21 protein-coding genes are annotated in these 20411 nt (G+C 71.4%); 12 read left to right on the forward strand and 9 right to left on the reverse strand.

Features of this window, described 5'->3' with window-relative positions; all coding sequences use genetic code 11:
* Positions 1–91 precede the first annotated feature (91 nt).
* From AVME950_RS09550 to AVME950_RS09560, 3 genes are read left to right on the forward strand one after another with little or no spacing between them, the layout of a single operon-like run.
* Positions 92–1468: an aspartate aminotransferase family protein gene (locus AVME950_RS09550; RefSeq protein WP_284429642.1), complete on the forward strand. Its 1377-nt coding sequence runs from the start codon at positions 92–94 to the stop codon at positions 1466–1468.
* The gene (locus AVME950_RS09555) at positions 1468–2535 is read left to right on the forward strand and encodes a GNAT family N-acetyltransferase (protein WP_284429643.1); all 1068 of its coding nucleotides are present in this window, start codon (positions 1468–1470) and stop codon (positions 2533–2535) included. Before AVME950_RS09550 ends, AVME950_RS09555 begins: the two co-directional genes overlap by 1 nt.
* Positions 2532–3443, forward strand: coding sequence for an arginase family protein (locus tag AVME950_RS09560; protein ID WP_284429644.1), 912 nt, complete (start codon positions 2532–2534; stop codon positions 3441–3443). The genes AVME950_RS09555 and AVME950_RS09560 overlap by 4 nt, the downstream gene beginning before the upstream one ends.
* Here AVME950_RS09560 and AVME950_RS09565 read toward each other — a convergent pair.
* The 9 genes from AVME950_RS09565 to AVME950_RS09605 all read right to left on the reverse strand — a co-directional run bounded on the left by AVME950_RS09565 (position 3400) and on the right by AVME950_RS09605 (position 11348).
* The gene (locus AVME950_RS09565) at positions 3400–4683 is read right to left on the reverse strand and encodes a DegT/DnrJ/EryC1/StrS family aminotransferase (protein ID WP_284429645.1); all 1284 of its coding nucleotides are present in this window, start codon (positions 4681–4683) and stop codon (positions 3400–3402) included. The two genes, AVME950_RS09560 and AVME950_RS09565, sit on opposite strands and share 44 nt — an antisense overlap.
* Positions 4673–5089, reverse strand: a complete 417-nt coding sequence (locus AVME950_RS09570; RefSeq protein ID WP_284429646.1) for a DMT family transporter — start codon at positions 5087–5089, stop codon at positions 4673–4675. Before AVME950_RS09570 ends, AVME950_RS09565 begins: the two co-directional genes overlap by 11 nt.
* Positions 5086–5475: a DMT family transporter gene (locus tag AVME950_RS09575; RefSeq protein ID WP_284429647.1), complete on the reverse strand. Its 390-nt coding sequence runs from the start codon at positions 5473–5475 to the stop codon at positions 5086–5088. Before AVME950_RS09575 ends, AVME950_RS09570 begins: the two co-directional genes overlap by 4 nt.
* On the reverse strand, positions 5472–6365 hold the full coding sequence (locus AVME950_RS09580) for an alpha/beta hydrolase (protein WP_284430227.1): 894 nt from the start codon (positions 6363–6365) through the stop codon (positions 5472–5474). The genes AVME950_RS09575 and AVME950_RS09580 overlap by 4 nt, the downstream gene beginning before the upstream one ends.
* Positions 6366–6376: 11 nt before the next feature.
* Positions 6377–7030, reverse strand: a complete 654-nt coding sequence (locus AVME950_RS09585; RefSeq protein ID WP_284430228.1) for an MtnX-like HAD-IB family phosphatase — start codon at positions 7028–7030, stop codon at positions 6377–6379.
* A gap of 70 nt (positions 7031–7100) precedes the next feature.
* The gene (locus tag AVME950_RS09590; RefSeq protein WP_284429648.1) at positions 7101–8024 is read right to left on the reverse strand and encodes an HlyD family secretion protein; all 924 of its coding nucleotides are present in this window, start codon (positions 8022–8024) and stop codon (positions 7101–7103) included.
* On the reverse strand, positions 8021–8770 hold the full coding sequence (locus AVME950_RS09595) for an ABC transporter ATP-binding protein (protein ID WP_272565281.1): 750 nt from the start codon (positions 8768–8770) through the stop codon (positions 8021–8023). The genes AVME950_RS09590 and AVME950_RS09595 overlap by 4 nt, the downstream gene beginning before the upstream one ends.
* Positions 8767–9903: an ABC transporter permease gene (locus AVME950_RS09600; RefSeq protein WP_284429649.1), complete on the reverse strand. Its 1137-nt coding sequence runs from the start codon at positions 9901–9903 to the stop codon at positions 8767–8769. Before AVME950_RS09600 ends, AVME950_RS09595 begins: the two co-directional genes overlap by 4 nt.
* The gene (locus tag AVME950_RS09605; RefSeq protein WP_284429650.1) at positions 9900–11348 is read right to left on the reverse strand and encodes an efflux transporter outer membrane subunit; all 1449 of its coding nucleotides are present in this window, start codon (positions 11346–11348) and stop codon (positions 9900–9902) included. The genes AVME950_RS09600 and AVME950_RS09605 overlap by 4 nt, the downstream gene beginning before the upstream one ends.
* A 213-nt stretch (positions 11349–11561) precedes the next feature.
* Here AVME950_RS09605 and AVME950_RS09610 point away from each other — a divergent pair, with 213 nt between their 5' ends.
* The 9 genes from AVME950_RS09610 to AVME950_RS09650 all read left to right on the forward strand — a co-directional run bounded on the left by AVME950_RS09610 (position 11562) and on the right by AVME950_RS09650 (position 20371).
* The gene (locus tag AVME950_RS09610) at positions 11562–12293 is read left to right on the forward strand and encodes a response regulator (protein ID WP_272565278.1); all 732 of its coding nucleotides are present in this window, start codon (positions 11562–11564) and stop codon (positions 12291–12293) included.
* A gap of 16 nt (positions 12294–12309) precedes the next feature.
* Positions 12310–13479 carry a sensor histidine kinase gene (locus AVME950_RS09615; RefSeq protein WP_284429651.1) on the forward strand — a complete coding sequence of 390 codons (1170 nt, stop codon included), beginning with the start codon at positions 12310–12312 and terminating at the stop codon, positions 13477–13479.
* A gap of 186 nt (positions 13480–13665) precedes the next feature.
* Complete coding sequence (locus AVME950_RS09620; protein ID WP_284397861.1) at positions 13666–14166, forward strand: hypothetical protein; 501 nt, start codon at positions 13666–13668, stop codon at positions 14164–14166.
* A gap of 112 nt (positions 14167–14278) precedes the next feature.
* On the forward strand, positions 14279–15328 hold the full coding sequence (gene pyrC, locus AVME950_RS09625) for a dihydroorotase (protein WP_284429652.1): 1050 nt from the start codon (positions 14279–14281) through the stop codon (positions 15326–15328).
* Between the two features lie 70 nt (positions 15329–15398).
* On the forward strand, positions 15399–16292 hold the full coding sequence (locus AVME950_RS09630; protein ID WP_284429653.1) for an NYN domain-containing protein: 894 nt from the start codon (positions 15399–15401) through the stop codon (positions 16290–16292).
* A gap of 4 nt (positions 16293–16296) precedes the next feature.
* A complete protein-coding gene (locus tag AVME950_RS09635) occupies positions 16297–17034 on the forward strand; it encodes a DUF3025 domain-containing protein (RefSeq protein ID WP_502869389.1) in 738 nt (245 codons plus the stop codon).
* A 133-nt stretch (positions 17035–17167) separates the two neighbouring features.
* Positions 17168–18040, forward strand: coding sequence for a protease HtpX (gene htpX, locus AVME950_RS09640; protein ID WP_272565273.1), 873 nt, complete (start codon positions 17168–17170; stop codon positions 18038–18040).
* A gap of 202 nt (positions 18041–18242) precedes the next feature.
* Positions 18243–19817 carry a methyl-accepting chemotaxis protein gene (locus AVME950_RS09645; protein WP_284429654.1) on the forward strand — a complete coding sequence of 525 codons (1575 nt, stop codon included), beginning with the start codon at positions 18243–18245 and terminating at the stop codon, positions 19815–19817.
* Between the two features lie 143 nt (positions 19818–19960).
* Positions 19961–20371 (forward strand): hypothetical protein, encoded by a 411-nt coding sequence (locus AVME950_RS09650; protein WP_502869405.1) that lies wholly within the window; start codon positions 19961–19963, stop codon positions 20369–20371.
* Positions 20372–20411 lie beyond the last annotated feature (40 nt).

The following is a 20411-nucleotide window of genomic DNA, read 5'->3' on the forward strand; positions in this document are numbered from 1 at the left end:
CGTCTGCACAAAGTGCGCACAAAAGCTCGATAGTCGATCAAGGTTGGCTGCGCAGACTTCGCCGAAATCTTTTTTCCGGAGTCTTTCTTTCATGACCATCGACGCTGCCCAGCTCCTCGCGGACGAAGCCAAGTACTGCTCCTTCGGCGACACCGTTCACTACGTCAACCCGCCCAAGATCTTCGACGGCTGCGACGGCAGCTACATGTACGACGCCGAGGGAACGCCCTACCTCGACCTGCAGATGTGGTACTCGGCCGTGAACTTCGGCTACAAGAACAAGCGGCTGGAAGAGGTCATGATCCGCCAGCTGCAGACCTTGCCGCAGGTGGCCAGCCAGTACCTGCACCCCACGAAGATCGAGCTGGCGAAGTTCATCGCCCAGGACGCCGAAGCCAAGTGGGGCAACGCGGGCCGCGTGCACTTCAACGTGGGCGGCGCGCAGGCCATCGAGGATTCGCTCAAGGTGGTGCGCAACGCCAGCGGCGGCAAGAGCCTGATGTTCGCCTTCGAGGGGGGCTACCACGGCCGCACGCTGGGCGCCTCCAGCATCACCTCCAGCTACCGCTACCGCCGCCGCTTCGGCCACTTCGGCGACCGCGCGCAGTTCCTGCCGTTTCCCTATCCCTTCCGCCGCCCCAAGGGCATGACGGCCGAGGAATACTCCGAATCGCTGGTGCAGGAGTTCGCGCGCAAGTTCGAGAACGAATACCACGCCGTGTGGGACCCCAAGACGCGCCAGTGCGAATACGCGGCCTTCTACGTCGAGCCCATCCAGGGCACGGGCGGCTACGTGGTGCCCCCGGCCAATTTCTTCAAGGGCCTCAAGAAGGTGCTGGACGAGCATGGCGTGCTGCTGGTGGTGGACGAGATCCAGATGGGTTTCTGGCGCACCGGCACGCTGTGGTCGGTCGAGAACTTCGGCGTGAAGCCCGACGTGCTGGTGTTCGCCAAGGCGCTGACCAACGGCCTGAACGCGCTGTCCGGCCTGTGGGCGCGCGAGGAACTGATCAACCCCACGATCTTCCCGCCGGGCTCGACGCACTCCACCTTCGCCTCCAACCCGCTGGGCACGGCGCTCGGCCTGGAGGTGATGAAGATGACGCACGAGATGGACTTCGGCGCCCAGGTGCGCGACAGCGGCGCCTACTTCCTGGAAGGACTCAAGGACCTGCAAAAGCGCCACAAGGAGATCGGCGACGTGGACGGCCTGGGGCTGGCGCTGCGGGCCGAGATCTGCACCGAGGACGGCTTCACGCCCAACCGCGCGCTGCTGGACAAGATGGTGGACATCGGCCTGGAAGGCAATCTCGAATACCAAGGCCAGAAGCGCGGCCTGGTGCTGGACGTGGGCGGCTACTACAAGAACGTCATCACGCTGGCGCCGTCGCTCATGATCACGCGCCCCGAGATCGACGAGGCCCTGGTGCTGCTGGAGCAGCTCCTGACGCGCGCCAAGCGCAGCTGATGCCCTGGCGCAACGCGCTCGAGCCGCAGGCGCTGGCCGGGCACTTCGCGGCGCACCCGCCGCAAGGCTTCACGGTGCTGCAGGGCCTGCCGGCGCCGGCCTTCGCGGCGCCGCTGGACCTGCTCACCACGGCGGACGATGCCCTCAAGGCCCGGGTGCGGGCGCTGCCGCTGTTCGCGCGCTGGTCCCGCTGGCTGCGGGTGGCCACGGGGTTTGTGGGCACCACGGTGACCGAATACGCGCCGCTGCCCGCGGATGGCACCGCGCCCGAGGCCCTGGCGCAGGCCGTGCGCGCGGGGCCGGGGCGGCGCTTCGCGCTGGCCATCATCAAGGACCTGCCGCAACAGTCGCCCCTGCTGTCCGAAGCCGACAACGCCTACGCGGCCGCCCTGGCGCACGCCTGCGAGCGCCAGGGCTTCGTGCTGGTCGAAGGGCAGGCGCTGGCCTATGTGCCCATCGACTTCGCGAGCATCGCCGACTACCTGGGCCGCCTGTCCGCCAGCCGGCGCCAGAACCTGCGCCGCAAGCTGCGCAGCCGCGCGGGGCTGGCGGTGCGCCACATCGCCACGGGCGAGGCCTTTGCCGATGACGCCGTGGTGGATGCCTACTACGCGCTGTACGATGCCGTGTACGCGCAGAGCGAGGTGCACTTCGACCGGCTCACGCGCGGTTTCTTCGCCGCCGTGCTGCGCGATGCGTCCAGCGGCGGCATCGCCTTCGAATACCGCCACGCCGCCACGGGCGAGCTGCTGGGCTGGAACCTGTGCTACGTGCATGGCGGCCGCCTGGTGGACAAGTACATCGGGCTGGCCTACCCGGCCGCGCGCGAGGCCAACCTGTACTTCGTGAGCTGGATGGAAAACCTCGAATACGCGCTGGCGCACGGCCTCACGCACTATGTCGCCGGCTGGACGGACCCGGAGGTCAAGCGCAGCCTGGGCGCGCGCTTCACCTTCACGCGCCACGCGGTGTACGTGCGCCAGCCCGTGCTGCGCGCCCTGGCGCGGCGGTTCGCCGGGCGCTTCGAGAGCGACCGGCAGTGGCGCGACCGCGCGGAGGCCGCATGAGGCCGGCCGACTGGCCACCGGTCGTGCTCGACCTCGACGGCGCCGTCGGGGCGCTGCCGGACGAGCGGCGCATCGATCTGGCGCAGGACTGGCACGAGGCGCTGCGGTTCGGCTGCGGCCTGGCCCGCATCCGGGCCTTCGGCGGCCTGCTCGACGCCCGGCTGCCGGCCTTCGACCGCCACGGCCCGGTCTTCATGGGCAGTGGCGATTTCCACCACCTGAGCTGGCCGCTGATCGCCCGCTGCATCGCCGCGCGCGGGCACACCGCCGCGCGGCCCCTGCGCGTGGTGGTGCTGGACAACCACCCGGACAACATGCGCTTTCCGTTCGGCGTGCACTGCGGCTCGTGGGTGCGCCGCGTGGCGATGCTGCCGCAGGTGTCGCACGTGCACGTGGTCGGCATCACCTCGGGCGACATCGGCCTGCGCCACGCTTGGGAGAACTACCTCGCGCCGTTGCGGGCCGGCCGGCTCACCTACTGGAGCGTGGGGGTGGATACGCGCTGGGCGCGCTGGCTGGGCCTGCAGGCGCGGTTTCGCAGCCTGCCCGATGCCGACGCGCTCGCCGCCACGCTGTACCGCGTGCTCTCGGCCCACCGCCAGCCCTCCTACCTCAGCATCGACAAGGACGCGTTCTCGCCCTCGGTCGTGCGCACCAACTGGGACCAGGGCGTCCTGGGCGCGCACCACGGCGCCGCCCTGATCTCCGCGCTGCGCGGGCAGCTCGTGGGCAGCGACGTGACGGGCGAGGTGTCCGTGCACCGCTACCGCACGGCGTGGAAGCGGTGGCTCAGCGCGGGCGACGGGCAGGACACGGCCCAGGCCGACGCGGCGCTGCCGCAGTGGCAGGCGCAGCAGGCGGCGTTCAATCGGGTGCTGCTGGGGCAGCTGGCGATGGCGGCGGATTGAACGGCGCGCGGGGCTGAGTCCGCACCGCCTGCGCCAGCGTGGCGCAGACCCGCTCGAAGCCCGCGTCGTCCAGCCAGGGGCTGTTGCTGATGGACAGCACCTGCGTGGCGAATCGCCGGGCCTGGGGCAGCCCTGCCGCGCGGTCTTCCGCCGAAACGAGGTGGGCGTAGCGCCCGTAGTCGGGCAGCACGTGCACGAAAGGCACGCCCACGCCCAGGCCGGCACCCCACAGGGACTTTAGCGCGGCCTCGCGGGCCGCGGCGTGGGGCAGCAGCACCAGCAGGGTGGGCCAGGTGCCCTGCGCACCGCCGGCGGCCACGCTGTCCTCCAGCACCTGCAGCCCGGCGATGCCGCGCAGCCGTGCGACCCGCGGTGCGGCGCGCGCCTGCGCCGCGGCCAGCCAGTCGGGCAGCCGCGCGAGCGCCCGCACGCCCACCGCCTGCCGCCAGCGGCCCACGCGGTGCAGCGGAATGCGCGGCGAGAAATCGTCCCCTGCGGCGCCCACGCGGTCGCCCCGGGCGAGCGCCCGGCGCAGCGGCGCGCCGTAGGCCATCGGCAGCGTGGCCGGGCGGTAGAGCGCGGCGTAGGCCAGCAGTTCGGCGCTGCGGCGCAGTTCCCAGAAGATGCGGCGCGGCACGGTGCTGCGGCTGGCGTGCAGGCATGCGGTGCGCAGCTGCGGGTCGGCCGCGATGAGCGCGCCGCCTTCGAAAAGGGTCAGTCCCTTGCCCACCGCCAGGCTGAAGAAAGCGAGGTCGCTGCCGGCCCCTACGCTCGCGCCGGCCACGCGCGCACCCAGGGCCTGCGCCGCGTCCTCGATGACCCAGGCGCCCGCGGCCCGCGCCAGGCTGCGCACGTTGGCCGTGTCCACCACGCGGCCGGCCAGGTGCGTGGGCAGCACCGCCAGCGTGCGGTGGCCGCACAGCGGATCGAGCTCCGCCAGGTCCAGGTCGAGCGTGCCGGGGCCGAGGTCGCACAGCCGCAGCTTCAGGCCGCAGTGCGCCACCGCCATGGCCACCAGCGGGCAGGTATAGGCCGGCACCACGACTTCGTCGCGATCGGGCGCCAGCGTGCGCAGTGCCGTGAGGGCGACCACCAGCGCGGCGGTGCCGGAGCACTCCACCTGCACGGCAGGCACGCCCAGGAAGCGCGCGAGCGCGCCGCCCAGGTCGGCATCGCCACCGGGCAGCAGGTCGGCCATCCGCAGCGGCAGGCTCGCGGTGGGCGGGGCTTCACGCGCCATGGTGCGATGGGGCGTGCCCGGACCCGGGCTCGGCATCGGCATCGGCCTCGCTGCGCGCCAGGCAGGCGATGCCGCCCAGGATGAGCACCGCGCCCGCCAACTGCGGCCAGCCGATGGACTCGTTGAACCACACGGCCGAGATGGCCAGCACCGAGACGACTTCCAGGTGCGAAGCGGCGAACGCCGGGCCGATCGGGGCGTGCTCCAGCAGCGTCATCCAGGTGAAGAACGCGCCCAGGTAGCCGATGAAGGCCCCGTAGATCCACGGGTGCCCGAAGACCCGCACCAGCCAGTCGGCGGACAGCTCCAGCGGCAGCGCGTGCTCGCCCGCGAGCTTGAAGCTGATCTGCGCCAGTGTGTCGAACGCCACCAGCGCGAGGAACCCGAGGGCATAGAAGCGCTTCATCCGTGCAGCCCCACGACGGCCACGCCGGCCGACACCAGGAGGATGCCGGCCACGCGCATGCGCGACAGCTTCTCGCGGAACAGGAACCGGCCGGCCACCATGACGGCCACGATGTTGATGGAGCCCAGCAGCACGCCGTCGGACAGCGGCACGAGCGAGAGGAACGCCAGCCACACCAGAAACTCGGCGACGTAGCAGCCCACGCCGATCCACAGCCACGGCCGGCGCGCCATGAAGGCCCAGCGGGCCAGGCCGCTGCCGGCGCGCGGGTCGGCCGTGGCCGCCGCCTTGAACGCCAGCTGCCCGCCCGTGTCCACCAGCAGGTTCAGCGCCCAGAGCGCTGCCACCAGCGGCGTGATGCCGCCCTCGGCACCGGCCGGGTTCACGGCGTGCCCCCGCGGGCGACGTGCTCCGCGAACGCGACGGTGCGCGCCACGACGGCGCGGCGCTCCCGGTCGATGGTGATCATGTGGTAGCTGTCGTCCAGCAGCACCAGTTCCACCGGCGCGTACCGCACGCCCTGCACGATGGCCTGGGCGTTGGCGGCCGAGGCGATGTCGTCGTGGCGCGCATGCAGCACGAGGCAGGGCGAGCGCACGGCGTCCAGGCGCCGGCGCACGTGGGCCGCCAGCGCACGCATCTCGATCACCGACCACCACGGGTTGCCCGGCAGGCCGGCCGCCGAGCTGTCGCCCGATTGCATCTGCGCCACCACGCGCTCGCGCAGCGCCGCGTCCTTGATGCCGTAGGGCGGCTGCTCCATGAAGACGCGGCGGCGCCCGATGCCGAGCATGCGAAACAGCGGCAGCAAAAACGACAGCCGCGTGTACGCTGGCATGCTCCAGCCGTCGTAGCGGAAGGTGGGCGACAGCGCCACCACGCCGGCCACCTGGGCCGGGCGATCGGCGGCCAGCGCCAGCGCCAGCACGGCGCCCATCGAGAGGCCGCACGCCACGAGCCGGCCGCCGGTCACCATCGCCAGCCGGTCGGCGCCGCGCTGCACGCTGGCGTGCCAGTCCTGCCAGCGCGTGGCCACCAGATCGTCCTGCGTGCCGCAGTGGCCGGCCAGCTGCACGGCCAGCACGGTGAAGCCGGCGCGGTGCAGGCCCTTGGCCAGCAGGCGCATTTCGTTGGGCGTGCCCGTCAGCCCGTGGATCAGCAGCACGCCGGTGCCGGCGTTCGGGCCGTGCCCGCGCAACAGGTACTCGTGCTGCGTGCCGGCATCGCCGGGGCGGGCCGCCGCGTCGCCCAGGGGAAGGGCGGTTTCGCGGGACATCACGGCGGCGTTCATGCCGCCAGTTCCATTGCCACGGGTTGCGGCAGCAGGGCGAGCGCCTGCGAGAAATCGGTGAATGCCGCATGGGCGATGCCGTGGTCCACGCAGTGCTGGATGAGCTTGTACTTGGCCAGCACGAAGTCGGCTCGGCCGGACACGCAGAAGTCCGAGGTGCTGTCGCCCACGTACAGCACGCGGCCATGCCGCTCGCGCTGCTCGGCCAGGCGCTCGCATTTGCAGTTGCCGCTGGCGCGCGCGCAGGCGGCGCTGGCCCAGGGCGACTGCAGCTGCCAGCTGCGCGGGCCGGTCTGCACCAGCCGGTTGGCGATCACCGGCAGGTCGCCCATGCCATGGCGTTCCAGCACGGCATGGATGGCGTAGTCGATGCCGTCGCTCACCACCTGCACCGGCATGCCCCGCTCGCGGGCTGCGCGCACGAAGGCGCCGAAGTGCGGGTCCACCGCGATGGTGGCCAGGTGCGCGTCCAGCTCGGCGCGGTCCATGTCGAGCAGGGCCACCTGGCCCTTCATGCATTCGCGCGAGCCGATCTCGCCGCGCTCCCAGGCGGCCTCCAGCGCCTCCCAGCCGTCGCGGCCGAAGCGCTGCAGCAGCGAGTCGGTCACGTCTTCGGTGCTGATGGTGCCGTCGAAGTCGCATTGCACCATCCAGCCCGAGCCGGTCGCGGGCTGGGAGACATGGCGTGCATCGACCAGGGCGATGCGGTGGGTTCTGGCGTCAATCATGGAAGCTCACTCTCACGTTCTGTCCGACCCGCGCGGTGGGCGCCTGATCGAACTCCAACACACATTCGACGATGCGCACGGGGCCGCGCTGGACGTCGTCCTGCAGCCGCCCGGTGCCGAGCACGGGGCTGATGCGCACCACATGCGCCGGCGGCATCGCCGCAGCGGCGGTGTCGCCATCGGTGGTGACGGTGGCGCGCTGGCCCACGTGCACCTGGGCCGCGTAGCTTTCGTTCAGCTCGGCCCGCACCACGAGCGGGCGGCGCGGCAGCAGCGTGATGGCCGCTGCGCCGCCGGACGCCGGCGCACGCTGGCCGGCCTGCGTGCCCACGCGGACCACGGTGCCGTCTTCTGGCGCATGCAGCTCCAGCCGTGCGCGCTGCGCCTGCACCTGGGCCAGGCGGCTGCGCGCCACTTCGGCCTCGGCCTGCGAGACGGCGAGGTCGGCTTCGGCATCGCGCACGGCCTGCAGGGCTTCGTCGGCACGCTGGGGTTCGGCGGCGCCCGCGGTCACTGCCTCGGACAGCCGCGCCGCCGTGCGGCGCAGGGATGGCAGGCGCTGGGCGCGTGCCTGGTGGCGGGCCTGGGCCAGGTGCAGCTCGGACTGGGCGACCGCGGCTTCGCTGCCCGCGGCATCGCCCGCCAGGCGCAGCAGCAACTGGCCGCGCTGCACGGTCTGCCCTTCCTGCACGGCGACGGCCTGCACCAGCCCTTCCTGGGCGGGCGACAGTTCGAGCAGGCCGCCCGGCACTTCGATCTTGCCGCGCGCCACGGCCACCTGGGCCGGGGGCGGGGGCTCGGCCGCGACGGCCGAGGGCAGGGGCTTTTCGTTGCAGGCGACCAGCAGCACGGCCGTGGCGAGGAGCGCCGGGATCAGGCCGAGCAGCGACGGGGGCGTAAGGGGCAGGCGGGTCATGGGGTGTTCGTGGTCAGGGGCGCGTCGGGTTGGCGCCAGTCGCTGCGGATGGCGCCGTCCTCCATGCCCAGCACCCGGTCGGCATGGCGCACCAGCCGGGGGTCGTGGCTCACGCACAGCACCGTGGTGCCGTGCGCATGGGCGATGCGGTGAAGGATGTCGATGACACGCTGGCCGCTGTCGGCATCCAGCGCGCTGGTGGGCTCGTCGGCGAACAGCAGTTGCGGTTCCTTGGCGATGGCCCGCGCGATGGCCACGCGCTGCTTTTCTCCGCCGGACAGCTGCGCGGGCCGCATGCTGGCGCGGTGCGACAGGTCCACCTCGTCCAGGGCGCGGCGGGCGCGCTTTTCGCTCTCGCGGTCGCTCAGGCCCAGGTAGCCCAGCGGCAGCTGCACCTGTTCCAGCGCCGTCAGGGCGGGAAACAGGTTGAAGCCCTGGAACACGAACCCCGTGTGGTGCAGCCGAAAGCGCTCGAGCGCGCGCACGCTGAGCGCGCCCAGGTTCTCGCCCAGGGCGATGGAATGGCCCGCGTCCGCCCGCTGCAGGCCGGACAGCAGCGACAGCAGCGTGCTCTTGCCGCAACCGGAGGGGCCGGAGATGAGCGTGAGCTCGGCCGGGTAGATGGACAGCGTGAGGCCTTCGATGACCTGCACGCGCACGACGCCCGACACGAAGGACTTGTGCACCTGCACCGCCTGCAGGCTGGGCGTGAGGCGGGGGGCTTCGGGAGCGGTGCCGTGGTTCATCGCAGGAGCAGGGCCGGGTCGGCCCGCAGCAGGCCACGGATGGCGAAGAAACCCGAGAACAGGGCCACGATCCCGACCAGCACGGCGCAGGCGGCCGCCACCCGTGGCGTCATGGCGACCGGCACGCCATAGGCGGCGGCCACCCCCAGCAGCGCGGCGCTGGTGGCGCCGGCGACCAGCAGGCCCAGCCCGCCGATCCAGCAGGCCTGCTCGATCACGAGCCGGCCCAAAGCGCCGCGGCTGGCGCCCAGGGCGTTGAGCACGGCGTATTCGCGCGCCGTGCCGGCCACCACGCCCATGAGCGACTGGCTGGTGACCACGGTGCCGACGAGGCACACGACGATCACCATGAACAGCACGGCCACGCCCGCGCCGGTGTCGAACATCCAGTACAGCTGCGACCGGCGCGAGAACTGCCGGGCCGTCCACACCTCGAACGGGCCGAAGCCCGGGCCGCCCTGCGACAGCCGGGCCTGGGCGGCCGCGGCGTCCGCCGGGCTGCGGGTGCGTGCCACCACATAGGTGCTGCCGGAGCCGGCTTCGGCACCGGCGATCTCGCGCGCGGTGTCCAGCGAGGCCAGCACGTTCACCCCACCCAGGCCGCGCAGGCCGTCCACGGCCGCGGCCACGCGCACCGGGTGGCTGTTGATCCACGCGGTCTGGCCGACCCGCACGCCCAGCGTGTCCAGATCGGCCCGGTCCACGATCACCGCACCCGGCTCGCGCAGCGCATCGCGCTGCCACGGGGCGATGAGGCGTGCGAACAGCATGCCGTCGGGCGCGCTGCGGATGCCCGAGACATAGACCGAGATGCCGCCCGCGCCCGCCTGGGCGCTGCGCCAGTCGCCATCGACCCAGAGGTAGGGCTCGACGGCGGTCACGGCGGAGTCCATGCGCATCCGGCTTTCCACGTCGCGGCCGATGGCGCGGCCGAAGTTCACGCTCTGCGTGCCCGGGTAGCCGGCCCAGAGATCGGCTGTCGAGGCCCGCACGTAGACGGCGGCGCTGCCGAAGATGCCGAGCACCAGCGCGGCCTGCACCATCAGCAGCAGGCCGGAGAACCCCACGGCGAACACTGCCGGCACGAACCGGCGCCATTCGTGCACCAGGGTCTTGCGGGCCAGTGGAATCATGGCGGGGTCCCCGCGATGCGCGTGGCCTCGGGCGCGGCCGCTCCCACTTTGGGCTCGGCCGGCGGCAGCGGCGCGCCGCCCAGGGATTTGTAAAGGGCCACGAAGGCGAGGGCGCGGGCGTCCTGCGCGGTGTCCCATTCCGCGGCGGCCTGCAGTTCGGCGCGCCGCTGCGGCAGGCCGTCGTATTCGCTGGCCAGCCCGAGGCGGATCTGCGCCTGCCCGGCCGCCGTCCGCTGGCGCAGCAGGCCCAGGGCCTGGGCGAGCGCGTCCGCGCGGGCCTGCTGTGCCCCCAGGGCCGCGAGGGCGCCCTCCACCTCGGCCACGCCGTTGTTCACGGCCTTTCGGTAGCCGAGGAGCGCGGCGTTCACCGCTTCCTGCCGGGCCTGCACCTGCATCTGCCGGCGGCCCCAGTCGAACAGCGGAACGTCGATGACGGGCCCGAGCGCGGGGGCGTTTTCGCTGCGCGTGCGGAAATGCTGGGTGATGTTGTACGAATAGAGCAGCGAACCCATGAGCGCGATGCGCGGGTACAGCTCGGAGCGTGCCAGCCCCAGCGCCGCGGCCGCCTTGTTCACCTCGGCCTCGGCGGCGTGCACATCGGGGCGGGTGCGCAGCAGATCGGCGGGCAGTTCGACCAGGGCGAACGGCGCCAGCGCCGAAGGGGCGTTGCCGGGCACCTCGGCGCTCCAGGCCGGATCGGGGGTGGCGCGGCCCACCAACACGGCCAGGGCCTGCGCGGCACGGGCACCGGCTTCGGCCAGGGGCGCCTGCGCTGCGCGGGCCTGCGACGCCCGCACGCGGGCCTGCACGATCTCGTCCGCCGGTCCCAGCCGGGTGCGCAGCCGCACCTCGGCCAAGGCGGCGCTGCGTTCGTCCAGGACGGCCATCTGCGCCAGCCGCTGGGCCTGGCGGCGCGCGGCGCGCAGGTCGAGGTAGTTGCGCACCACATCGGCCACGACCGCCACCCGAACGCCCTGGGCATCGGCCCCGGCCGCATCCAGTTCGGCTTCGCCGGCCTGGCGCGTGCTTTCGCCGGCGCCGAAGAGGCCCAGCTCCCACACCATGTCCAGGCTGGCGTGAAAGTAGGTGTCGGTGGCCGAAATGTCCTGCAGCGAACGGGCGCTGGCGCCCAACGACGGCCGGAACTGCAGGGCCGCGCGGCCCGATTGCAGCCGCGCCTCGCGCAGCCGGCTGGCGGCCTGCGCCAGGTCGAGGTTGCTGGCCAGCGCTTCCTGCACGAGGGCATCCAGCGCAGGGTCGTTGAAGGCCTTCCACCAGGACCGCAGGTCGGCTGCCGTCGCACCGGCGGGCGCCGGCTGGCTCCAGGCCGCTGGCACCGGGGCCACGCCCTGCACCGAGGGGGCATCGGCCCCCCCGAGCGCGGCGCACCCGGCCACCAGGACGGACAGCGCGGCGCACGGCAGGAGGTGAAGGGATCGGTTCACGCGGACAGGACCTGGAGGGGGAAAGGGCATTCGGGGAGGGTTTTCAGCGGGCATTGGGCCCGCCAAAATTCGCGCAGCCGTGAATACCGTGTGGAGAAAACGTGGAGACGCGCCGGGGCCGGTGCGGAGGGCGGCCCATGGATAATCGGCCGGCGGTGTGCCGCCCTCGGACCCTCCCCGGGCCCCGTGGCCGCCGCCCTAGCCCCTGGTGCCATGAACAGTCCTGCCCCCCTGCCTGGTCCGCTTGTCCTCGTGGTCGAGGACGAACCCGGGATCGCCAGCATCCTCACGGCCTACCTGCAGCGCGACGGACTGCGGGCGCAGCAGGCCGGCAACGGCCTGGACGCCCTGCGGCTGTTTCGCCAGCTGCGGCCCGACATGGTGCTGCTGGACATCCACCTGCCCGGCATGGACGGCCTGGACGTGCTGCGCGCCATCCGCGAAGAGGGGCAGACCCCGGTCATCATGGTCACCGCGCTGGCGGACGACATCGACAAGCTGCTCGGCCTGCGCCTGGGGGCCGACGACTACGTGGTCAAGCCCTTCAGCCCGCCCGAGGTGGTGGCCCGCGTGCGCGCCGTGCTGCGCCGCACGCGGTCGCAGGAAGCGCCCGCCACCACGCCGATCCGCGTGGGCCGGATCGAGATCGACCAGCAGGCCCATGCCGCCCTGGCCTATGGCGAGGACGGGCGCGCCGTGCCGCTGCCGCTCACGTTGACCGAGTTCCGGCTGCTGGCCTGCCTGGCGGCGCAGCCCAAGCGCTGCTTCTCGCGCGGCCACCTGATCGAGCATTGCCTGCCCGAGAGCGACGCGCTCGACCGGGTGATCGACTCCCACCTGTCCAAGCTGCGGCGCAAGCTGCAGCAGGCCGGGCAGGGCGAGCTGATCGAGACGGTGCGCGGCATCGGCTATCGCCTGTGGCCCGGCGAGTCCGCCGAGGGCTGACCCGAGCCGCCGCGCCATGCAAGGCTCCATCCTCGATCGCATCTGGGTCCGCTTCGGGCTGTACATCGCCGGGACGCTGCTCGCCACCATGGGCCTGCTGGCGGCCAGCGTGGTCGTGTTCTCCGAAATGCAGTACCGCGATTTCTACCGCAGCCTGCCCGCCACCGTGCAGCACGAACTGGACGAGCTCAACGACCACGACCAGGAGGACAGCCCCCAGGCGATGGCGATCTACGGACAGTACTGGCGCGGCGACCTGCTGTTCGGCGAGAAGTGGTCGCTGGTCGTCGGGCTGGTGGTGTGCCTGCCTTTCGGGCTGGCAGTGGGTTTCTGGGTGTCGCGCCTGGTCACGCAGCCCGTGGCCTCGATGGCCGAGGCCGCCACGCGCGTGGCCATGGGCGACTTCACCGTGCGGGCGCAGCCGGGCCGCTACAAGGGCGAGATGGCCGAGATGGTGGGCCACTTCAACCAGATGACCGATGCGCTGGAGGACATGGCGCGCGAGCGCCGCGCCACCGCCGCCTCCATCTCGCACGAGTTGCGCACGCCGCTGACCGTGCTGCGCGCCCGCCTGCACGCGATCTGCGACGGCGTCATCGAGGCCGACGCCGCCGAGTCGCGCGCCCTGCTGGAGCAGGTCGAGTACCTCGGGCGCCTGGTCGGTGATCTGCACACCCTGTCGATGGCCGAAGCCGGCCAGCTGTCGCTCAAGATGGCGCCGCAGGACCTGGCGGAACTGGTGCGCGAGGCGCTGGCCAGCCATGCCAGCCGCATTGCCGAACATGGCGTGGCGCTTGATTTGCAGGTGCCGCAGGCGCCACGCGCGGCGCTGGTGAATGCCGACCCCGACCGCCTGCGGCAGGTGCTCTTCAACCTGGTCGAAAACGCGCTGCGCCACGCGGGCGACGGCGGCTGGCTGGGCGTGGCGGTCGAGGCGACGGCTGCCGGCGTGGCGCTGCGCGTGAGCGATGCCGGGGCCGGGCTGCCGCCCGAGATGCTGTCGCGGCCGTTTCGCCGCTTTCCGCACGCGCCCGGGCACGGGGGCGAGGGCTCGGGCCTGGGGCTGTCGATCGTCCATGCCCTGGTGGTCCGCCAGGGCGGCACGGTCGAGGTGGAAAACCGCCCGGAAGGGGGCTCTTGTTTCACCGTGCGGTTTCCGGCGGTGGCGCCCCAGGCGTTGGCCTGAAGGGTTGCCTCCCCGCCTGCGCTGCGCCCGGCGGGCACGGGCGGTGTGGGAATCTGTCCTACGGGCTCCGCTGCCAAAGGCCCACAGGGGGGCTGAGGGGCCATTTCTAGGATCGGGACTTGTCGCGAGAACGGGGGCATAGCCACCCGATCCTGCGGCTTCCCACCGACCGATCCTGACTGACCCATGAACGCTTTTCTCAAGACCTTTTCCGCTGCCGCCTGCACCGCCTTGCTGCTCACCGCCTGTGGCGGCGGCAACGATGACGATCCCACCCCGAGCGATCAGCCCGGCGTGCTCACGGTGAGCAATGCCACGGTTTCTGGCCTGAACGGCGTGTACGGCGACGGCACCATCAACCTGACCGACGTGGAAAAGAAGAACCCGGTGGGTTCGTCTCCCGAAGTCTGCACCTTCCGTTTCGACGGCGCCAAAAAGGTCGGCTCCAGCGACCAGGCCTCCGGCGACGTGCGCTACCAGCCCAATGCCGGCAACCTGTACATCGCCTTCCTCACGTTCTCGCAGCGCGAGTTCAGCGCCACCGACTGGAGCGACACCACCGTGTCGCGCGATTCCAACCAGGTGCGCCTCCTGAGCAAGACGCTCACGGCCACCGACGGCTCGGGTGACCGCATCACCGTCTCGGGCATCGTTCCCATGCGCGGCAACCGCCCCTCCGGCTGCTGATCAGAACACCAACCTGCAACCCCCTCGCCCCATTGATTTGGGGTTTACCCTGTCCATCCTTCTGGGTGGGCAGGGTTTTTTCATGGGCTGGCGCGATGGGACAATGGCGCCCATGACCGCTGCCCACTCCCCCGACACCCTCACGATCACCCGCCCGGACGACTGGCACCTGCACGTGCGCGACGGCGAAGCGCTGCTCACCGTCGTGCCGCACACGGCCGCCCAGTTCGGGCGCGCCGTCATCATGCCCAACCTGCGCCCGCCCGTGACCACGGCGGCCCTGGCCACGGCGTACCAGGAGCGCATCCAGGCGGCCGTGCCGCCTGGCGTCGCCTTCGAGCCGCTGATGACGCTGTACCTCACCGACAACCTGGCGCCCGAGGAAATCGTGCGCGCCAAGGCGGCGGGCGTGGTCGCCCTCAAGCTCTATCCCGCCGGCGCCACCACCAACAGCGATGCCGGCGTGACCGATCTGCGCAAGACCTACCGCACCCTGGAGGCCATGCAGAAGGCCGGCCTGCTGCTGCTCGTGCACGGCGAGGTGACCAGCAGCGACATCGACCTGTTCGACCGCGAGGCCGTGTTCATCGAGCAGCAGCTCATTCCGCTGCGCCGCGACTTCCCGGAACTGAAGATCGTCTTCGAGCACATCACCACCCGGGATGCGGCGCAGTACGTGCAGCAGGCCGACCGTTTCACCGCGGCCACCATCACGGCGCACCACCTGCTCTACAACCGCAACGCGATCTTCACCGGCGGCATCCGCCCCCATTACTACTGCCTGCCCGTGCTCAAGCGTGAAACGCACCGCGTGGCGCTGGTGGAGGCGGCCACCAGTGGCAGCGACAAATTCTTCCTGGGCACCGACAGCGCGCCGCACCCGGCCCACCTCAAGGAGCATGCGAGCGGCTGCGCCGGCTGCTACACCGCCCATGCAGCGATCGAGATGTATGCCGAGGCATTCGACCATGCCGGTGCGCTGCACCAGCTCGAAGGCTTCGCCAGCTTCCACGGCCCCGCGTTCTACGGCCTGCCGCGCAACCAGGGCACGATCACCCTGCGCCGCGAATCTTGGACGCCGCCGGGCAGCTTCGCCTTCGGCGAGGCCGAGCTCAAGCCGCTGCGCTCGGGCGAGGCGCTGCCGTGGCGGGTCGTGGGGTGAACGCCACCACGCACCCAGCGTGCCTGCCCGCCTTGGCGGCCGTGCTCCGACAGTCCCTGCGAGGCCACCCATGACCGCTTTTTTCATCGACGCCGACAACCTGTGTGCGCCCGCCTGGGTGGAGGAGGCCTTTCGCACCCTGGAGCAGCACGAGGGCAGCGTGTCCCTGCGCCGCGCTTACGGCAGTGCCGACAAGCTCAAGGGGCTCGGGGAGGTGCTGCGCACCCGCATGATCCGGCCCTACATGAACCTGTCGCTGACCAAGAACACGACGGACGTGGCCCTGGCGGTCGATGTGATGGAGCTGTCCTATGCGCCGTCGCATCCGTCCACCATCGCGATCGGTTCGGGCGATGCCGACTTCGTGCCGCTGGTGCTGCGGCTGCGCGAGCGCGGGTTCCGGATGGTGTGCCTTTCCGACCGCGGCAAGATGGCGCCCGAGGCCGTCAATGCCTACGATCAGGTCTTCCTGGTCGGGCAGGAGGCCGATGCGGTGACCGAGGCCCCCGCCGCGGTGCAGGATGCCGCACCACCGGCCCCGCGAAGCCCCGCGGCCAAGAAAACGCCCGCGCGCAAAACCACCCCCCGCAAGGCCGCTGCGCCCAAGCCGGCGGTGCAGGCCGCACCGTCCAGGAAGGCGCCGGCGAAGAAAGCCGCCGCCAGGAAGGTGGCTTCCACCACGGCGGCCAAGGCGGCGGATGACGCTGGGGCGGATGGCCGGCGGGCGCGGTCGGCCTCTGGTGCGGGCGAGGCCGTGAGCGTCCGCCACATCCTGGACCATGCCCCTGCCCTGAAGGCCGGGCAGTGGCAGCCGCTGGGCGACATCGTGAAACTGCTGCACGACGCCAAGCTGCTGGGCAAGAACACGGCATCGACCAAGCTGTTCAAGAAATTCCCCGACCAGTTCGAGCTGAAGCCCCAGACGCAGCCCAACGCGGTCCGCTACCTCCCTGAGGCGCGCTGAATCCGTGGGCCCTGGCGCGCTCGGCGCGGTACCGCCCTGGCTGCAGCCGTTCCAACACCTGGGCCCCGCGGTCCGGGCGGCGTGGCAGTCCGGCACGCCCCTGCCGGACGCCCTGAACCGGATGCCGGGCGCCGCCGTGCGCTTCGTGGCGCACTCGGCGCTGCCGGCGGGCCAGGCCTACGAGGCGTTCATCTTCGACACCGGCACCGTCCCCACCCGCGACAACCTGCACGATTTCTTCAATGGCCTGGTCTGGCTGCGGTACCCGCAGGCCAAGCGCCGGCTGAATGCCCTGCAGGCCGAGGCCATCGCCCAGACCGGGGTGGGCGCGGTGCGCGGGCCGCTGCGCGATGCGATCACACTGTTCGATGAAAACGGCGCCGTGCTGTTCGCCCCCGCGCCGCTGTGGCAGGCGCTGGCGGCGCGCGACTGGCGGCGGTTGTTCGTCGATCTGCGGCCGCTGTGGCGGCAGGCGCAGCTGGTGCTGTTCGGCCATGCCTTGCTGGAAAAACTCGAGGCGCCAAGAAAACCGATCACGGCGCATGTGTATCAAGCGCAGGGTGCTATGGATTCGGTAGCGGATGTGGATGCCTGGCTGGCCGGCGCGCTCGATGCGGCACACCTGGCCACCAAGCCTTTTCTGCCGCTGCCGGTGCTCGGAGTGCCCGGCTGGTGGCCCGGGAACGAGAACTTTTGCTTCTATGATGACTCCCTCGTATTCCGCAGCGCGCGCCCCGCATAACAAACCACACCAGGGCCATCGCAACGCTGCGAACACGGCTTGAACGCCTGCGCACCATCCCCATTTTCCGGTTTGTGACAGCGCGTTCCTGCCGCTGGTCACACCCCCGTATCCCTCCGTGGAGAACCCTTCGATGAAACGAATCGCGCTTTTCTTGTTGACCAACGTCGCCGTCGTGGTGGTGCTGGGCATCGTCGCCAGCCTGCTGGGCGTCAACCGCTTCCTGACCGCCAATGGCCTGAACCTGGGGGCACTGCTGGGCTTTGCCTTCATCATGGGCTTCGGCGGCGCCATCATCTCGCTGCTGATCAGCAAGCCCGTCGCCAAGTGGAGCGCGGGCGTGCAGATCATCGACGGCACCGGGTCGGCCGATGAGGCCTGGATCGTCGAGACCGTGCGCAAGTTCGCCGACAAGGCCGGCATCGGCATGCCCGAGGTCGGCATCTTCCCCGGCGACCCCAACGCGTTCGCCACCGGCGCGTTCAAGAACAATGCCCTCGTGGCGGTGTCCACCGGGCTGCTGCAGGGCATGACGCGCGAGGAGGTCGAGGCGGTGATCGGCCACGAGGTGGCCCACATCGCCAATGGCGACATGGTGACCATGACGCTGATCCAGGGCGTGATGAACACCTTCGTGGTGTTCCTGTCCCGCGTCATCGGCTATGCGGTGGACAGCTTCCTGCGCAAGAACGACGAGAACAGCTCCGGCCCCGGCATCGGCTACTACGCCACGACCATCGTGCTCGACATCCTGCTGGGCTTCCTGGCGTCGATGATCGTGGCCTGGTTCAGCCGCCAGCGCGAATTCCGTGCCGACGCTGGCGCGGCGCAGCTGATGGGCCGCAAGCAGCCCATGATCAACGCGCTGGCCCGCCTGGGCGGCGCCCACCCGGCCGAACTGCCCAAGAACATGGCCGCCCTGGGCATCGCCGGCGGCATCGGCAAGCTGTTCAGCACCCACCCGCCAATCGAAGAGCGCATCGCCGCGCTGCAGACGAACGCCTGAGGTGGGCCTATGAATGGGGTGGGCGGCCTTCCATGCCGCCTGCCTCGCGAAAGAGCGGCCGGAGCGATCCGGCCGCTCTTTTTTTGCGCTTGTATCAAGTTGTCAGAACCGGTGCCGATACTTACCATGGACCCCAACCCATGCGCCTGGCGCACCATCGGCCGCTCTGTTCCGCCTGCGGCCTTTCTCACCGGTATCTGACATGACCCTGCACAACGCCCGCCTTTCCCTGCGCCTTGCCCTGGCTTTCGGGGTCATCTGCCTGGTCATGTCCCTCGCCGCTGCCGTGGGCATCTGGCGGCTCATGGAACTGCAGGACATCGCCGATGGCCTGGGCGGACCGGCGGCGGAGCGGGCCTTGCTGGCGCGCGAACTGCACGCGATCGTGGTGCTGAGTTCCTCGCGCGCCGAAACCCTGCTGGAAATCGACAACCCCGCCTATGCCGCGCGCATCGATGCGGACCGCAAGGCCACCTCCGCCCGATCGACCGAGGTGCGCAAGCGGCTCGAAGAGCTGGCGACGGACAGCGAATCCAAGCGCATCTTCGAGGCCATCGACACCGCGGGCAACGCTTTCCGGGGGGCGCGCGACGATCTGGTCAAGCGGCGCAAGGCCGGCGAAACCCTGCCGCCGGATGCGGTGGGCAAACTGCTGCGTCCCGCGGCCGACCGCTATGCCGCGGCGGTGAACGACATGGCCGACTACCAGCGCAAGCAGGTGGAGGAAGACCGGGCCGCCGCCGCCGCCAGCGAACGCCAGGGCATCGCGCTGCTGGTGGGCGGCTCGGTGCTGGGGCTGCTGCTGGCGCTGGTGTGCGCCGTGGTGCTGTCGCGTTCCATCCTGCGGCCGCTGTCGCATGCATCCACGGTGGCGGACCGCATCGCCGAAGGCGACCTGACCTCCACCGTGCCGGCCATCGGCGCCGGCAACCGTGACGAGGTGCGGGCCATGCTGGCACGCCTGGACGGCATGCAGGCGCGCCTGACCGGCCTGGTGATCGGCATGCGGCAGGCCAGCACGTCGGTGGCCGGCGCCAGCGCCGAGATCGCGGCCGGCAACTCGGACCTGTCGGCGCGCACCGAGCAGACGGCCTCCAACCTGGAGGAAATCGCAGCCAGCATGGAAGAGTTGCTGTCCACCGTGCGCCACAGCGCGGATGCGGCCCAGCAGGCCACCCACCTGGCGGTGTCGGCCAGCGACGTGGCACGGCGCGGGCGCGACGCGGTGGAGCGGGTGGTGGGCACCATGGACGGCATCGCCCAGTCCTCGCGCCGCATCGCCGACATCACCAGCGTGATCGACGGCATCGCCTTCCAGACCAACATCCTGGCGCTGAACGCCGCCGTGGAAGCGGCCCGCGCCGGCGAGCAGGGCCGGGGTTTCGCCGTGGTGGCCAGCGAGGTGCGCAGCCTCGCGCAGCGCTCGGCCACGGCCGCCAAGGAGATCGGCGGGCTCATCGGCGACAGCGTGCGCCAGGTGGCGGAAGGCTCGCAGCTGGTGCATGCGGCTGGCGGGACCATGGGCGAGATCGTCGACTCGGTGCAGCAGGTGGCGACCATCATCGGCGAGATCGGCACCGCCACGCGCGAGCAGAGCACGGGCCTGGGGCAGGTGGGCGAGGCGGTGAACCAGCTCGACCAGATGACGCAGCAGAACGCGGCGCTGGTGGAGGAATCCTCCGCCGCCGCCCAGGGGCTGCGCGTGCAGGCCGAGCAATTGGCCCAGCTGGTGGAGGCCTTCCGGCTGCCAGCGGGTTCGGCGCTCGCGGTGCGCTGACCGCCCGAGCCGCGGTGCGCCGGGCGGGGGCGGACTCGGCGGCAGGCCCACGCTTTACCGGGGATTTACGCCAGCGCGTCAACAGGGCCCGCTGGCGCAGGCGTTGAGCACGCATCAGTCACTTTCCCGGACCGGTGCCCATGATGCTTTCTTCCCCTGTCGTCACTTCTTCCTCCAGGCCCGCATTCGGCAGCCTGGCGGCGGCCCTGGTGGCCGCCACGGTTCTCTCGGGCTGCGTCGTCGCCCCGCCGCCCCGTCCACGCACCGTGGTGGTGGAGCCGCCGCCCGCCCGTGCCGTGATGGTCGAGCCCGCCCCCGTGGTGGTCGTCGCACCCACCGCCCCGCCCGCACCCTATGTGGAGACGATCACCGTGGCGCCTTCGCCCGTGCATGTGTGGGTCGGTGGATTCTGGGAGTGGGGCGGCGGCCGCTACGTCTGGCGGCCGGGCCACTGGACCACGCCGCCGCGCCCCGGCGCGGTGTGGGTGCCCCACCACTGGGAGCCGGGCCCGGGCGGCTGGCACATGCGGCCCGGGCACTGGGCGCCCCGCTGAGGCCAGTGCCGCCTGTGCGCTGAAGGCGCTGGGCGACGGG

Source organism: Acidovorax sp. SUPP950 (assembly GCF_030158935.1).
GTDB lineage: Bacteria > Pseudomonadota > Gammaproteobacteria > Burkholderiales > Burkholderiaceae_C > Paracidovorax.

Excerpts from the sequence above, each read along its gene's own strand:
- AVME950_RS09550 (WP_284429642.1), top strand. The coding sequence starts at position 92 with ATGACCATCGACGCTGCCCAGCTCCTCGCGGACGAAGCCAAGTACTGC.
- AVME950_RS09555 (WP_284429643.1), top strand. The coding sequence starts at position 1,468 with ATGCCCTGGCGCAACGCGCTCGAGCCGCAGGCGCTGGCCGGGCACTTC.
- AVME950_RS09560 (WP_284429644.1), top strand. The coding sequence starts at position 2,532 with ATGAGGCCGGCCGACTGGCCACCGGTCGTGCTCGACCTCGACGGCGCC.
- AVME950_RS09565 (WP_284429645.1), bottom strand. The coding sequence starts at position 4,683 with ATGGCGCGTGAAGCCCCGCCCACCGCGAGCCTGCCGCTGCGGATGGCC.
- AVME950_RS09570 (WP_284429646.1), bottom strand. The coding sequence starts at position 5,089 with ATGAAGCGCTTCTATGCCCTCGGGTTCCTCGCGCTGGTGGCGTTCGAC.
- AVME950_RS09580 (WP_284430227.1), bottom strand. The coding sequence starts at position 6,365 with ATGTCCCGCGAAACCGCCCTTCCCCTGGGCGACGCGGCGGCCCGCCCC.
- AVME950_RS09585 (WP_284430228.1), bottom strand. The coding sequence starts at position 7,030 with ATGGTGCAATGCGACTTCGACGGCACCATCAGCACCGAAGACGTGACC.
- AVME950_RS09590 (WP_284429648.1), bottom strand. The coding sequence starts at position 8,024 with ATGACCCGCCTGCCCCTTACGCCCCCGTCGCTGCTCGGCCTGATCCCG.
- AVME950_RS09595 (WP_272565281.1), bottom strand. The coding sequence starts at position 8,770 with ATGAACCACGGCACCGCTCCCGAAGCCCCCCGCCTCACGCCCAGCCTG.
- AVME950_RS09600 (WP_284429649.1), bottom strand. The coding sequence starts at position 9,903 with ATGATTCCACTGGCCCGCAAGACCCTGGTGCACGAATGGCGCCGGTTC.
- AVME950_RS09610 (WP_272565278.1), top strand. The coding sequence starts at position 11,562 with ATGAACAGTCCTGCCCCCCTGCCTGGTCCGCTTGTCCTCGTGGTCGAG.
- AVME950_RS09615 (WP_284429651.1), top strand. The coding sequence starts at position 12,310 with ATGCAAGGCTCCATCCTCGATCGCATCTGGGTCCGCTTCGGGCTGTAC.
- AVME950_RS09620 (WP_284397861.1), top strand. The coding sequence starts at position 13,666 with ATGAACGCTTTTCTCAAGACCTTTTCCGCTGCCGCCTGCACCGCCTTG.
- pyrC (WP_284429652.1), top strand. The coding sequence starts at position 14,279 with ATGACCGCTGCCCACTCCCCCGACACCCTCACGATCACCCGCCCGGAC.
- AVME950_RS09630 (WP_284429653.1), top strand. The coding sequence starts at position 15,399 with ATGACCGCTTTTTTCATCGACGCCGACAACCTGTGTGCGCCCGCCTGG.
- htpX (WP_272565273.1), top strand. The coding sequence starts at position 17,168 with ATGAAACGAATCGCGCTTTTCTTGTTGACCAACGTCGCCGTCGTGGTG.
- AVME950_RS09645 (WP_284429654.1), top strand. The coding sequence starts at position 18,243 with ATGACCCTGCACAACGCCCGCCTTTCCCTGCGCCTTGCCCTGGCTTTC.
- AVME950_RS09650 (WP_502869405.1), top strand. The coding sequence starts at position 19,961 with ATGCTTTCTTCCCCTGTCGTCACTTCTTCCTCCAGGCCCGCATTCGGC.